The sequence below is a fragment of the Paenibacillus sp. FSL P4-0127 genome (assembly GCF_038007325.1).
Classification (GTDB): domain Bacteria; phylum Bacillota; class Bacilli; order Paenibacillales; family Paenibacillaceae; genus Fontibacillus; species Fontibacillus macerans.
Genome location: NZ_JBBOWY010000001.1, coordinates 5,203,663 through 5,217,761, shown reverse-complemented (window position 1 = coordinate 5,217,761; position 14,099 = coordinate 5,203,663). Strand labels below are relative to the sequence as shown.

Here is a 14,099-nt window from a genome sequence, read left to right as displayed (position 1 = left end):
ATGAATGATCTGGAAAGACTAGGATTAAAAGGCGGTCTCGTTGTATCGTGTCAGGCATTGGAGCATGAACCCCTTCACAGTCCGTATATCATGGGCCGAATGGCGGTAGCGGCCAAAGCAGGCGGGGCCATTGGGATTCGGGCCAACACGGCAATAGATATCAAAGAAATTAAAGAGCAGGTTGATCTGCCCGTCATCGGAATTGTAAAAAGAAACTATGGAACCAATCCGGTGTTCATCACACCGACGATGCGTGAAATAGACGAATTAGCCGAAGCCGGGGCGGAGATCGTAGCCTTGGATGCAACGCTCCGGCCAAGACCGGACGGCAGGACATTGAAGGAGTTTGTCGGCGAGATCCGCCGTAAATATCCTCGGCTGCTGTTGATGGCAGATATCTCGGCAACAGCTGAAGCGGTGAATGCGGAACAACTTGGTTTTGAATTGATATCTACGACTTTAGTCGGTTATACAGAGGAGACGGCCGGAAGTAAACTGTACGATCATGATTTTGCCATATTAAAAGATATCGTGTCCCATGTGAAGACTCCGGTTGTGGCGGAAGGAAACATCATGACGCCGGAGATGGCGGCAAGCTGCCTGAAAGCAGGAGTATACTGCGTTGTCGTTGGCGGAGCCATCACCCGTCCGCAGCAGATTACGGAACGCTTTGTATCGGAGATTGCAAAATTACAGCACCGGACAAAATAATATTTTTGCAAAAGAGCGAGTATCGGCGGCCGGATTTCTGCCAATGCTCGCTCGTTCTTATTCCGCTGAATAAAGCGCCTGCAGTGTTTGCTGCCGTGCTTTCATTAAATTTTCGTCTTCAAGCAAGAGAAGAGACATAACGTCCAAAATATAAATGATGGCGAGCTGGCTGTTGATGAAATTCACGTCTCCCGATCGTCCAATATCCGGCGTGAATAGACAAATATCCGAAACTTCGGAGAGGGGGGTATGGTCAAAGTTGGTGATTCCGATGACTTTGGCGCCTCTTTTTTTGGCCTGACCCAAAGCATGGCTTACCTCTGTCGTACGTCCCGAGTTGGACAATCCAATCACAACATCATTTTTCCCGAGAAGGGAGGCGCTCATCGTCATCATATGTGAATCCGTAACAGCATCGGCCACAAGATTCATCCGGGTTAGTCTGTATTTAAATTCCAGGGCGGAGAGGCCGGAACTGCCCAAACCGTAAACATAGATTCTGCGGGATTTCTTAATCAGTTCAACCACTTCTTCAATTCTTCCGGTATCCAGCATTTCGGCCGTCGCATTTACGATGTCATTGTACAGATTTTGCGTTTTGACAAAAATATCCGTATCATTGCGAGGCTTTTGTGCTTCCCGGTTCAGCAGAATTTTGAAATCGACAAAAGTGTCGCAGCCCACTTTCTTGCAAAAACGGGTAATTGTTGACGTTGAAGCATTTGTATACGAGGCCAAATCCTTAATATTGATATTGTTAATGGATTGCCGATTGCGTATCACGTAATCGGCAATCTCTTTTTCCTTGGCTGAAAATCGTTGATATTCAAGCTGCAGTATGTCAATGACACTGGACGACATCACAAAAAGCCTCATTTCTATTAGGATGGTATATGATCCATTTTAACAGTAGGTTTCCGTGAAAACAAAACAGAATAAAAAGGATTGAAGCATCCGCAAAGATCCTATATAATAAAATTCATCATACCAATATATAAATTGATCATACAAATATAAGGAGGTGGTTGTTACCGGCTGATGTTACGTTTATCGGATTGAAATTTTGCGGTTAGATTTTGGAGGAGGACATAAAGTGGGAGAACACAGCAGTAATACAAAGAAAAATGTTTTATTGATCACGGTGGATCAGTGGCCGGGAAGTTTATTGGGGAGTCAAGGCAGAGACGACTTTTTTTCGCCTACACTTGATGAGTTGGCCAAAGTCGGCGTGATTTTTGGTAACGCATACAGTCCGACGCCGGTTTGTATTCCGGCCCGGCGGGAGATCATGACGGGAACAGGTTCAAGAACGCATGGGGACAGGACGTTTAATGAATTTCTAAAAATGCCGGATGTTCCTACGCTTCCCGAAGTTTTCAACAACAACGGCTATCAAACGTATGCCGTCGGAAAATTGCATGTGTATCCGCAAAGAGCGCGGATCGGATTCGATGATGTCATTTTAAATGAAGAAGGGAGGAAGGTTAACTTTCCCCATGAGATGAGGGAGGATGATTATACCCGTTTTATCAACAGAGAGGGATATGCAGGATTGGATTTTGCCCATGGCATGTCAAACAACAATTATATAACAAGACCATGGCACTTGCCGGAGGAGTTGCACCAGACGAGCTGGACATCCAGGCAAATGTGCGAACAAATTATCCGCAGAGACCCGACGAAACCTGCTTTTTTGTACTGTGGTTTCACGGCACCGCATCCGCCGGTTGTTCCTCCCCAAGTTTTTATGGATATGTACAACGATGTGGATATTGAGCGCCCCTATATCGGCGATTGGGCGAAGGATGCGGAATCCGTCCCGTATCCTGTGAAGTATTACAGCAGTCTATACGACATTAAAACGGAAAATTCACTTCGCAAAGCCAGAAAGGGTTTCTATGCCTCCTGTACCCATATAGATTATTCCATTAGGTCGATCATCGGGACGCTTAGGGATGAGAAAATTCTCGACAACACGATCATTGTCATTACATCCGATCATGGAGAGATGCTGGGCAATCACAATCTATGGGGAAAAAATCTCTTTTATGAAGATGCCGCTAAAGTTCCTTTAATCATCGTGCCTGCCATAGATCGTGGAGACTGGGGATTTAATACCACCGATGACCGATTGGTGGAACTGAAAGATATTATGCCTACATTGCTTGATATGTGCGCTCTCCCCATACCTGAAACGGTAGAAGGTATATCCCTGGTGAATAAAAAGAACAAGAGAGATTACGTCTACGGAGAACTATGGGAAGATGACAGAGCCACGAGGATGATCCGTACGGAACAATTTAAACTCATTTACTATGCTGTCGGGAATCAGTTTCAGTTGTTTGATTTGGTCCATGATCCCCAAGAAATGGTGGATCTCTCCGGTAACGCCCAGTATGAGAACGTAAAAGCAGAACTGACGGAAATTTTAATATCGCATTTATATGGCAATGATGTTGAGTGGTTGGAAGGCGGGAAGCTTATAGGAAAACCATCCAAATCATTCGCATATAAACCCGTTCAAGACAACTGCGGTATTTTAAGCAACCGCGATTTACTGTTGCAGCGCGGAATTCGATAATAAGCGGGAGGTTTAAAATGAACAATCTTCAAGTCAAAAGAAGCCATATTCGCTGGACGATCATAATCATGTTATTTATCGTTTCATCTCTAAATTACGCTGACCGGGCGGCCATCTCCATCGGTGCTCCATCCATGCAAAATGAACTCGGAATCAGTGCAGTCGCGTTAGGTTATATATTTTCAGCTTTTTAATGGGCCTATGTCGGCGCCCAAATTCCGGGCGGATGGCTGCTTGATCGTTTTGGATCCAAAAAAATCTATTTCCTTAGTATTTTCTTTTGGTCCCTCTTTACGCTTTTTCAAGGATTCGTTGGATTTCTTGTAGGCGCAGCACTAATTGCGACCCTTTTTATTTTAAGATTTTTAACCGGATTAGCGGAGGCGCCGGCCTATCCTGCCAATAGCCGGATCACGGCATCCTGGTTTCCCACGAAAGAAAGGGGGACGGCAGCTTCGATCTTTTCTTCGGCCCAGTATGGAGCAACCGTTATCTTTTCTCCTCTTATGGCGTATGTAACACAAACCTATGGTTGGAAAAGCAATTTCATCCTTATGGGAACGCTTGGAATTGTGTTAAGTCTTGTTTGGCTGAAGTCGATCTATAGTCCGAAAGATCATCCGCGCATCAATAAGGCCGAGCTGGACTATATCGAGCAGGGTGGAGCTATGGTTGATTTGGATACCAAAGCGACCTTGGACAATAAAGAATCAAAATGGCCTTATATTAAACAATTGTTAAAAAACCGGATGATGATGGGGATTTTTTTCGGGCAATATTGTATTAATGTGATGACTTATTTTTTTCTGACCTGGTTTCCGATCTACTTGGTAAAAGATCGCGGCATGTCCATTCTGAAAGCGGGTTTTGTAGCTTCTTTGCCGGCACTTTGCGGTTTTGCGGCGAGCATATTAAGCGGAATCTTTTCGGATTACTTGATTAAAAAAGGATGTTCTTTAACCGTAGCAAGAAAAGTTCCCATCATAGCGGGTATGTTGATGTCCATGACGATCATCGGCTGTAATTACGTGAACTCGGAAGGCCTTGTTATTTTTCTGATGTCTTTAGCGTTTTTTGGCAAAGGATTCGGCGCGCTTGGCTGGTGCGTGGTTTCCGATGTTGCGCCCAAAGAGGCGCTTGGCATCAGCGGAGGTTTGTTAAATACGTTTGGAAATATTGCCGGTATTATCACGCCGATTGTAATCGGATACATTATTCAAGGAACGGGGTCCTTTAATTTAGCGCTTGTCTACGTTGGGATCCATGCTCTGGCGGCAATTTTATGTTATTTGTTTATTGTAGGTAAAATTGAAAGATTTAAATTACAGAAGCCTAAGTTGTAAGCGCTTAATAGCCGTTCCTATTCCCTCATTAATAGTAAGATGTTATACTTGCATTATTATGAAAATATTATTAATGGGAGAACAACATGGCTGAACATTTTTCCGGTTCAGAAAAAGTTCCGTTTTCTAAAATCTTATACAATTTTATCTTACAAAAAGATTATAAAAGCGGAGATAAACTTCCCACAGAACGGGAACTGTCGGAACACTTTGGCGTGGGGAGAAGTTCGGTTCGTGAGGCGTTAAGCGGATTGAAAGCATTAGGAATCATCGAGGTCCGGCAAGGATCGGGATGTTATGTGAAGGAAATCAATTTGGCATCGCTTCTGCTTCCGATCCAGGGACAACTTTACAATAAACGGATCCTTGTTGAAGAAATTATGGAAACAAGAGTGGCGATCGAGTTGGAAATTATCCGGCTGGCCGTAAAAAGGGCCACTCCCATCATGTTGGATAAAATTGAATCCTACTTAACCTCGGTTGAGCAAGATTCCGCCCAACATTTTGCCTTCGAACAATTGTTGGCCGAAATGGCGGGAAACCGTATATTAATCATGATGCAAAGTTTAGTCCATGAGCTTTGGCGCGATATCACAAGCAAGGGCTGGCGGCGTAGAAGCATGGAAATTAGCCATCAAGAACATCTGGATATTTTCCGCAGTATTAAAAACAGAGACTTGCCGTCTGCGCTCACAAAAATGGAAAACCATCTGTTGTGGGGCGTAAAATACTTTGATGAAATGAATGATCCGACGCAAAGCTAATATTGTAAAACGATGGAGAGCCGGATCCGCCGAAATGCGGACGTCTGGTTCGGGGAAGGGCCTGGGTGTCAAACTATCCTCACGGATGGGGCGACCCAGGCCTATTCGGTTTTCGAGGTGACTTCATGGATAGATCCAGTAGTTGTAGTAAAGCGATCGCCCACCCGAGCGCCCTTGCTTCCTATTCCAGCTTTCCTGGTCTATTGTTGAATGGAATAGTTGCAAAAAGTACAGTTACTTATCCGCAAATGCTACCACAGCGCTTGATTAAATGTAAAACCTGCAATTACTCCGCTATCTTTTGAAGAAAAGGCAAAAATACGAGGAAATAGATGTATGAAATGCAATTAAACGAATGATTAGGTAAATGGATATAAAGTTAGTTGTATGATTTGCAATTAATGGTCAGAGTGGGGCCGGTCAAACATTACTTTTGCCCGCCATCTGACCAGGCGAAATAAATAGAAAGCGGTTCGTACTCCGTCTACACAGCAATCAGCGGCTAAGCAGATTTTGGTTCTGCGAAAGTTGAGTTATAAGTTAAGTGACCGGCTCGGCCGAAAAAAGGTTTGAAAAAAGTTCAAACTTATTTTATCCGCGACGAGTCTTTATAATCCTAATTGAAAGCGCATTCAATAAAATTGAAGGAAGCGCTGCTCTCAAAAAAACGAACGGGGGGAACACGGGTGAGAATTATTTATTTTGATATCGATTCGCTCCGGCCCGACCATATGGGGTGCTACGGATACGAAAGAAACACGACGCCGCACATCGACCGGATCGCGGCGGAGGGGGCCCGCTTTAACGGTTGCTACACCGCGTCGTCGCCTTGCGTGCCTTCGCGGGCCAGCTTTATGTCGGGACGTTTCGGCATCAACCACGGGGCGCTGACCCACTGGGGGCCGGGCTGCGATTTCGATTATCCCGACGGGGACGGCCACAGCCGGACGGTTCCGTTTTTTACGCGTTATTTGCGCGAGGCCGGGTACAAGACGGTGACGTTTTCCTCCTTCGGCGACCGGCACCATGCCTGGTGGTATTTCGCCGGTTGGAACGAGGTGCACACCCATTCGCTGAAAGAAGGCAACGAAGATGCGCACGAGGTGAATGCGGCGGTTATTCCCTGGATCAAGGCGCATGCGCACGAGGAAAACTTTTTCCTCCATATCCAGTATTGGGACCCGCATACGATGTACACATATCCGAAGGAATATGCGGATCAGTGGAAGGACGTCCCGGCAAAAGCGTTTCCCGATGCCGCAACGATCGAAAAGCACCAGGCGGACCGGTTTCCGCGCTCGGCAGCTCTTCTGCATACGGCAAGCCGTATTCCGGAGACGATGCCCGAGCGAATCCGGGACCGGGAGGATTTCATCCGGCTGATCGACGGTTACGACGGCGGCATCAGCTACATGGACCGCTGCATCGGGGAGATCATGGAGACGCTGCGGGAGATGGGGATCGAGGATGAGGTATGCTTCGTCATCAGCGCGGATCACGCCGAATCGTTTGGCGAGCACGGCATTTACATGGAGCACGCCAACGCCTCGGAGTCGGTTCACCATATCCCGCTGATCATCAAGGCGCCCGGAGTGACGAAACCCGGCACGATCGCGGACGGGCTTGCCTACAACGTGGACGTGATCGCCACGATTACCGACATGGTCGGTTTGCCGGTACCGGAAGGCTGGGACGGCCAGTCGTTCCTCCCCGCTTTGAAGGGCGAAGCCTGGCCGGGCCGGGACCATCTGGTGATGGACCACGCCTTGTACGCTTGCCAGCGGGCGGTCAGGGACAAAAAATGGTACTATATGCGCACCTATCACGAGGGGCTTTACCGCTACGATCCCGTGGCGCTTTACAATATGGAAAACGACCCGTATCAGACGGCGAATGTCGCCGGCGAGCATCCGGACGTCGTCCGGGAAATGGATCACCGCCTGATGAACTGGCTGCATGAGCATGCGGGAAAACCGGGCGGCAAGACCGACCCGCTGCAAAAGGTGATCCGGACCGGACCGTTCAAATATGTCACCGTGAGCCAGTGGGTCAAGCGGCTGCATGACGAAGGGTACTACGAAGACGCCAAGGAGCTCGCGGCAAAGTATTCGCATGAAACGCTGGAATCGGCTTACGGCTCGGCATAAAGGCATAAACTTCGGCCCTACGAGAACAGTATAGAAAGGTTTGTTCGATATGACGACAAAAACAACCAAAATCGAAAGCCAAGCCGTCCGGCAGGCGGAGGGCCCCCGGAAGACCTGGAGCCAAATTCCGGGCGGTGTGATCATCCTGTTGTCCTTCGCCGTTGGAATCGCCTTTTGGGCGCTCATCTCCAGAATTCCGTCGGTCGGAGCGATCGTATCCGACCCGGTTACGATCGTGAAAACCTTTATACAGGAGCTTTCCAGCGGCAGGCTGTGGACCAATATTTATGCCAGTCTGTTTCGGGTTCTGGGCGGGTTTGTGCTGGGACTGGCGGCGGCCATCCCCGTCGCTTTCCTGATGGGCTGGTACAAGCCGGTCCGCATGATCGTCGAGCCGTGGATTCAGTTTTTCCGCACGATTCCCCCGATCGCGCTGATTCCGCTGGTCATTGTCGTCCAGGGCGTGGGCGAGGGGGCGAAGCTGTCGATCATTTTCGTCGCGACCTTCCTGGTTATGGTGATTTCGATCTTTCAGGGCGTCGTGAGCGTGGATCCTACGCTGATCAAGGCGGCGAAAGTGCTGGGCGCGGGCGACAAAGACATTTTCTTCGAAGTCGTGGTCCCCGCCTCGTTCCCCTATATTCTGGTCGGCGTGCGCTTAGGGTTGGCCAGCGCCTGGACGACGCTGGTTGCGGCGGAACTGACCGGAGCGAACAAGGGAATCGGCAACATGATCATGGAAGCGGGCTTGTACTTCCGCATGGACATTATCATCCTGGGCATTATCATCATCGGGATCATCGGTCTGGCCATGGACAAAGGCGTTTTGTTCCTGGAGAAAAAACTAACGGGTTGGCAGGAGTTGAGAAAATCATGAACGCAATCGCGGAAAAGACGCCGAAAATCGAAATCGATAATCTGTCCAAAGTGTATCAGGGGCGATCCGGCCCTGTCACCGCCCTGCAAAACACGCAGCTTGCGATCGGCCAAAACGAATTCGTCTGCGTCGTCGGGCCCAGCGGCTGCGGCAAAACGACGCTGCTCAACATCATCGCCGGGCTTGAAAACGCAACGACCGGCACCGTAAAGGTGGAGAACCGGATCGTCACCGGCCCGGGCAAGGAACGGGGAGTCGTCTTCCAGCAGTACGCCTTGTTTCCCTGGAAAACCGTGCTGAAAAATGTGGAATTCGGCTTGAAGCTTAGAGGCTTGGGGGCCAAGGAGCGCAGAGAGCGAGCCGAAAAGTATCTGGAGCTGGTGGGGCTGAAAGACTTTGCCAACGCCTATCCGAAGGAACTGTCGGGGGGTATGAAGCAGCGGGTGGCGATTGCCAGAGCGTATGCCGTGGAGCCCGAAGTGCTGCTGATGGACGAGCCGTTCGGCGCCCTGGATGCGCAGACGCGGGCGCAGCTGCAGGAGGAACTGCTGAAAACGTGGGAGAAGGAAAAGCGCACCATCTTTTTTATCACGCACGACGTGGAAGAGGCGGTTATTCTGGCGCAGCGCGTCATTATTATGAGCGCAAGGCCGGGCCGGATCAAGGAAATGATCGATGTCGACATTCCATACCCGCGGACGCAGGAAACCAAATTGTCGGACCGCTTCGTCGAAATCAAAAACGAGATTTGGTCGAAGGTTTACAAAGAATATATGGATGTCAAAAAATAAGGGGGATTCACCTATGAAAAAAGTAAGCGTTTTAATGATGGCATCGCTGCTCGGTCTGACGCTGATCGCCTCGGCTTGTTCATCCGGGCAAGCGGGAACGGGCGCGGGAACAGGCGCGGGAACAGGCGCTGGAACTGAAAATCAACCGCCGGGGGCATCGGGCGAGACGCCCGCGATCAACGTAGCGTATATGCCGGATATGCACGGCGCAACGCCGATCGTCATCGGCGAAGAGAAGGGCTTCTTCGAAGAAGCGGGAATTAAAGTCAATGCGGTGAAATTCTTGAGCGGTCCGCCGGAGTTTCAGGCGATGGCTTCGGGCGACATCGACATCGCGTATATCGGTCCCGGAGCAACGTTTCTCGCCGCCCAAGGCCAAGGCAAAATCATCACCGTCGACAGCCTGAATACGGGTGATGCCGTGCTGACCAGAGCCGATTCCGGCATCGACAGCTGGGCGGATCTGAAAGGAAAAACGGTCGGCGTGCCGAAAGGAACGTCCGGCGAGATGATCCTGAACCTGGGACTCAAGTCCGCCTCGCTTAAACCCGAAGACGTTAATATCATGAATATGGACGTGGCCGGAGCCGTATCCGCTTTCGTGTCCAAAAAAGTCGACGCGGTTGCGATCTGGTCCCCCTATACGGCCGAGATCGAAAAGCAAGTCGGAAAAGAAAACATCAAAGTGCTGGGCAATAACGAGACGTTTTTTCCGGACTATGTGTTCCCGCAAAGCTGGGTGGTAAGGCCCGCGTTTTTGGAAGAGCATCCGGACCTGGTCGAGAAGTTTTTGAGCGCGTTCTCCAAAGCGAACGATTACCGCATCGCCAACCTGGAAGAAGCGGTCAAGCTCACCAGCGAATTCACGCAAGTGCCCGAAGATTCGTTAAGCATGCAAATCGAAACTACGCAGTGGTTGACGACGGAAGAGATGGTCAAGCATTTCGAGGACAACACGGTGTATACCTGGTTTGAAAGCCTGGAGAGTTTGTTCGTCGACAACGGCAAAATGACGGAAGTCGTTCCCGCGGAACAATTCGTCAGCAAAGATACTTTCCTGAATGCCGTGAAAAAATAAGCTCCGCAGGTAAAAGGGGACAGGACGCCTTAGCGGGCGGCCCTGTCCCCTTTGTTCACTTGGCGGAAAAACGGAACGGCTCCCATCTCGTTGATCAGGTTGACGATTTCCTTCGTCCGCGACTTGTTGAATTTTTTGAGCAAAATATTGATCTGCGATTTGATCGTCGACATTTCGACTTGACGTTCGGCGGCGATTTCGGAGATCTTTTTGTGTTTTAGCAGCAAATCGATGATTTCCATTTCCGTCGGGGTCAACTGGGATAAAACATTGATGGAATCCAGCAGCGACTCCTGGTTATGGCGGATGCGCCTGAACTCGTTTCTGATTTTATAAGCGATTTCCGGGCGGATCGGAGACGAGCCGTTGTAGGCCATGCGGATGCTGTCCAGGATCTCGTGTTCCTCCGCGGTTTTCAGCACATAATCCACCGCCCCGGAATCGAAGGCGCTGAACACCGTTTCATCGTCCTCGTGTACGGTCAAAAAAATGATCCGCACGTCCGGATACGTCTGAATCGTTTTTTTGGCGGCGAGGATGCCGTCGTGCTTGAAATCCATTTCGATGTCCATAAGCACGACATCCGGCTTAAGCCGCTCGACCATATCGCAGGCGGCTTTGCCGCTGAAGGCGTGGCCGACGAGCTCCATGTCTTCCGCGGTGTCCACCATCAAACGGAAATGCTCGTTCAGAATGTCGAAATCCTCGACGACGAGAACGCGAATGATCATTGATCCGGGTTGTTTTTGCATACGAGAGCTCCCTTTCTTTGCGGCGGATTTTAATCGGTGATATAGATCGGCAAAAATATCTGAAACGTCGTTCCGGCTCCGGGAGCGCTGGTTACGTCGATATAGCCGAAGTGGCCGCTAACGACCTGCTTGGTGTAGGAGAGGCCCAGCCCCCAATTGCGATTCGTGTTTTTGCTGGTGTAAAAGGGGTCGAAGATCTCCCCCAGCTGCTCCGGCTCGATTCCGCTGCCGTTATCGATCATCCGAATGACCAGCCACTTTTCCTCGGAATACGCTTCAATCCGCACCCGTCCTCCCTGTTGGCTGTCGATGGCCTCGACGGCATTGACGATAACATTGTGAAGGGCGTCGGACAGGTGGCCGGCATCCGCCAATATTTTCGGGTCGTCCTCCGGCGCTTCGTATTCGATGCGAATCGAATCGGGTATCCCTTTGAGACTGCCGAGCAGTTCCTCCATAAAAGCGCCTGCGGAAACGGGCCGCAGCTGGAGAAAATTCGTTTTGAACGACTTGTACAGCTGGTCGAGCCGGTCCAGGGTATGGTGGATGATCGCTCCCGACTGCTCGAGTTGCTGGAGCAACTGCGAATCGGCGCCGGAACGCTCTTCCCTGAGCCTGGCCGTTTGTTCCATCTTTTTATTCAACACCTGCAGCGTAAGGAGCTGGTTTTTCAAGGCGTGGGTAAAAATTTTTGTGCCCATGTCGGCGGTTTTGAGTTTCCGTTCCAGGCGCAAATCGAGCTTCCCCATATTTTTTTCGACCCTTGTATAACGCCAGATGGCCAGCAGGCTGACGAGCGAAACGCCGCCCGTAAACAAGATGCTGAAATACCATTCGAACAAATTGAGCGGCGGATTAAAATTCGAAAAATCGGAGTAAAGCACATAATAGGTCCGGATATCCGTCACCTGCAAAGGCCCCATGAAGCCGAGGTAGAAATAAAATCCGTTCAGCCCAAGCAGGCCGAGCAGAATAAAACTGATTTGTTTTTTGATCCAGGGAATCGTGATGTTTCGATATCTCCGCAAAATCAAAAAGAAGGCGACCAGCGCCGATAATACGATCCACCCCCGGGTGACCCAGCCGATGACGAACGTGTACTTTCGCTCGACCGTGTTCAATATCCATTTATAAACGACGGGGTCGTAGAACACGATGTTGAGGAGGGGAAGGAGGCTGTTCAGCGCAATATACTTCCATAATTTTTTGAACGGCTTGTTCAAATAAAGCGTGATCGCAAGGCTGAGCAAACCGAAAATAAACACGGACCGCCCGATCGTAATCATGCGGCTGATGTCCCCGATTTGCAGCGGGGAGTGCAGCAGCACGTTGCGGATCGCTTCATTAAAGAACAATACTCGATTGACCTTGAAATAAAATCCGCCGTACTTGGCCAGAAACAGGACCAATCCGGACATGCTCAAAAACCAGCCGAACAGCACGCAAGCCATCCAGTAGGCGGCAGGGCTGCGGGCTTTGGTGACAAACAAGATGAGGGCTGACCCCATTAGGAACAACAGCAGAAGAGTCATAGGGACGGCTCCTTTGGTTGGTTTACCGGAAGTGATTAACCGACGGTAAGCGCTTTCTAAAAGTAATGGTTTCATTATAAAGGATCGTACTACTGCCTGTCATGAGGAAGGATGTGTAAAAGAAACAGGAGCCGTGGGTTCAGCTCCTGTTCCTATTATTTTCAAAGGTTAGATCGCACCGCAGCACGCCTTATGCTTCTTGCCGCTGCCGCAAGGGCAAGGCTCGTTGCGGCCTGGAGCTTTGCCGGCGAAATAGCGCTGCAAATTGTGGCTGTAAAGCTCCTTGCGCAGCTTATCGCCCATTTCCTGCATTTGCTCATGAGCATGGGCATAAATCTGCTTATAGCTTTGGCAGAAGAAATCCGGAGCGGACTCGGTTCCCTCAGCGTTCCATTTACGGTTCCGCGGGCAGCCGCCGTAGCATAAACGCTGCCATTCGCAAGACCGGCATTTGTCCGGCAAAGCCGGCTTCATCCGGTGGAAGCGCTCGTAGTTCGGATGGGCCAGCATGTCGGCGATGGAAGCGCTGGCCACATTGCCGACGGTCCACTGTTCATTGATGAAGAAATCGCACGGAAAAGCATCGCCGTTTTGCTCAAGCACGAGGCTCGTCGGACATGCCGCCCGATGCACGCACAGCTCCGCTTCGCGGTTAATGTAAACGCTCAGCATGTTATCGAAGAAGCGTACGGAAACCTGCGGGTCGCCGCCATTGTACCACTCGTCGAACACTTCGCAGAGGAAGTCGCCGTATTCCCCCGGCGTAATTTCGTAGACACCGGGCTGGTCCACTTGCTGGGAACGGAAATCCATGCAGGGGATGAACTGGACGTAGTCGAAGCCGTGCTCCCGGTAAAACGCCATCAGTTCCTTGGCTTTGCCTACGTTTCCTTTATGGATCACCGTCAAAATATTAAAATCGACCTGGTGCTTTCGCAAATGCTCGATGCCGGCCATAACCCGGTCGAAGCTGCCTTTGCCGTTGGAAGTCACCCGGCGGGCGTCATGAATCTCCTTGGGGCCGTCGAGGCTCACGCCGATCAGAAAATTATAGGTTTTAAAAAATGAAGCCCAGCGGTCATTGATCAGCGTGGCGTTCGTCTGCAGCGAGTTGCTGATGATCGTATGCGGCGGGGCGTGCAGGGCTTGCCGATAAACGACTTCCTCGAAAAACTCCAGCCCGGCCAGCAGCGGTTCCCCGCCTTGCCAGGCAAAGTTGGCGGCGCCTTGGCTGTGCTCCATGTAATCCTTGATGAATTTATCCAAAATGGCGGAATCGATCCGGTTGATTTTTGGCCCCGGCTTACCGCCGCAGGTGCTGTAATAACAATAATCGCACGCCAGATTACAGTCCTCCGACACGGTTTTCCACATCACGCCGATGTTGGAATGGCGGGTTGTCATGCAGTTTCCCGACAAAGCGATCCCCCCTGTCTTATGTTTAATTCTATGATTATTTCAAAGATATCATTCAGTCTAAATAATGTCAAAATAATAAAAAGTATTCAAGTAAAGCGCTTTTA

11 protein-coding genes and 1 pseudogene are annotated in these 14,099 nt (G+C 50.1%); 8 read left to right on the top strand and 4 right to left on the bottom strand.

The window, feature by feature from the left end:
• Positions 1-711: an N-acetylmannosamine-6-phosphate 2-epimerase gene (locus NYE74_RS23340; RefSeq protein WP_036628376.1), complete on the top strand. Its 711-nt coding sequence runs from the start codon at positions 1-3 to the stop codon at positions 709-711.
• A 57-nt stretch (positions 712-768) separates the two neighbouring features.
• On the opposite strand, the gene NYE74_RS23335 is transcribed toward NYE74_RS23340, so the two are convergent.
• Positions 769-1,587, bottom strand: coding sequence for an SIS domain-containing protein (locus tag NYE74_RS23335; RefSeq protein ID WP_082207835.1), 819 nt, complete (start codon positions 1,585-1,587; stop codon positions 769-771).
• 217 nt (positions 1,588-1,804) lie between these two features.
• On the opposite strand from NYE74_RS23335, the gene NYE74_RS23330 reads away from it, so the two are divergent.
• The 7 genes and pseudogenes from NYE74_RS23330 (at position 1,805) to NYE74_RS23300 (ending at position 10,292) form a co-directional block, all read left to right on the top strand.
• Positions 1,805-3,292 carry a sulfatase-like hydrolase/transferase gene (locus tag NYE74_RS23330; protein ID WP_051985534.1) on the top strand — a complete coding sequence of 496 codons (1,488 nt, stop codon included), beginning with the start codon at positions 1,805-1,807 and terminating at the stop codon, positions 3,290-3,292.
• A gap of 17 nt (positions 3,293-3,309) precedes the next feature.
• Positions 3,310-4,635, top strand: a pseudogene (locus NYE74_RS23325) (MFS transporter).
• Positions 4,636-4,721: 86 nt separating this feature from the next.
• On the top strand, positions 4,722-5,399 hold the full coding sequence (locus tag NYE74_RS23320) for a FadR/GntR family transcriptional regulator (RefSeq protein ID WP_036623969.1): 678 nt from the start codon (positions 4,722-4,724) through the stop codon (positions 5,397-5,399).
• 686 nt (positions 5,400-6,085) lie between these two features.
• The gene (locus NYE74_RS23315; RefSeq protein ID WP_036623968.1) at positions 6,086-7,546 is read left to right on the top strand and encodes a sulfatase family protein; all 1,461 of its coding nucleotides are present in this window, start codon (positions 6,086-6,088) and stop codon (positions 7,544-7,546) included.
• A gap of 49 nt (positions 7,547-7,595) precedes the next feature.
• Positions 7,596-8,423 (top strand): ABC transporter permease, encoded by an 828-nt coding sequence (locus NYE74_RS23310; RefSeq protein WP_124331497.1) that lies wholly within the window; start codon positions 7,596-7,598, stop codon positions 8,421-8,423.
• A complete protein-coding gene (locus NYE74_RS23305) occupies positions 8,420-9,214 on the top strand; it encodes an ABC transporter ATP-binding protein (protein ID WP_036623967.1) in 795 nt (264 codons plus the stop codon). Before NYE74_RS23310 ends, NYE74_RS23305 begins: the two co-directional genes overlap by 4 nt.
• Positions 9,215-9,227: 13 nt before the next feature.
• Complete coding sequence (locus NYE74_RS23300) at positions 9,228-10,292, top strand: aliphatic sulfonate ABC transporter substrate-binding protein (RefSeq protein WP_051985533.1); 1,065 nt, start codon at positions 9,228-9,230, stop codon at positions 10,290-10,292.
• 29 nt (positions 10,293-10,321) lie between these two features.
• Here the strand turns inward: NYE74_RS23300 and NYE74_RS23295 are convergent, their stop codons facing one another.
• The 3 genes from NYE74_RS23295 to NYE74_RS23285 form a co-directional block, all read right to left on the bottom strand.
• On the bottom strand, positions 10,322-11,044 hold the full coding sequence (locus NYE74_RS23295; RefSeq protein WP_051985532.1) for a response regulator transcription factor: 723 nt from the start codon (positions 11,042-11,044) through the stop codon (positions 10,322-10,324).
• Between the two features lie 29 nt (positions 11,045-11,073).
• A complete protein-coding gene (locus NYE74_RS23290; protein WP_036623966.1) occupies positions 11,074-12,576 on the bottom strand; it encodes a sensor histidine kinase in 1,503 nt (500 codons plus the stop codon).
• Positions 12,577-12,744: 168 nt separating this feature from the next.
• Positions 12,745-13,995 carry an anaerobic sulfatase maturase gene (locus NYE74_RS23285; protein ID WP_270619828.1) on the bottom strand — a complete coding sequence of 417 codons (1,251 nt, stop codon included), beginning with the start codon at positions 13,993-13,995 and terminating at the stop codon, positions 12,745-12,747.
• Positions 13,996-14,099: the final 104 nt, after the last annotated feature.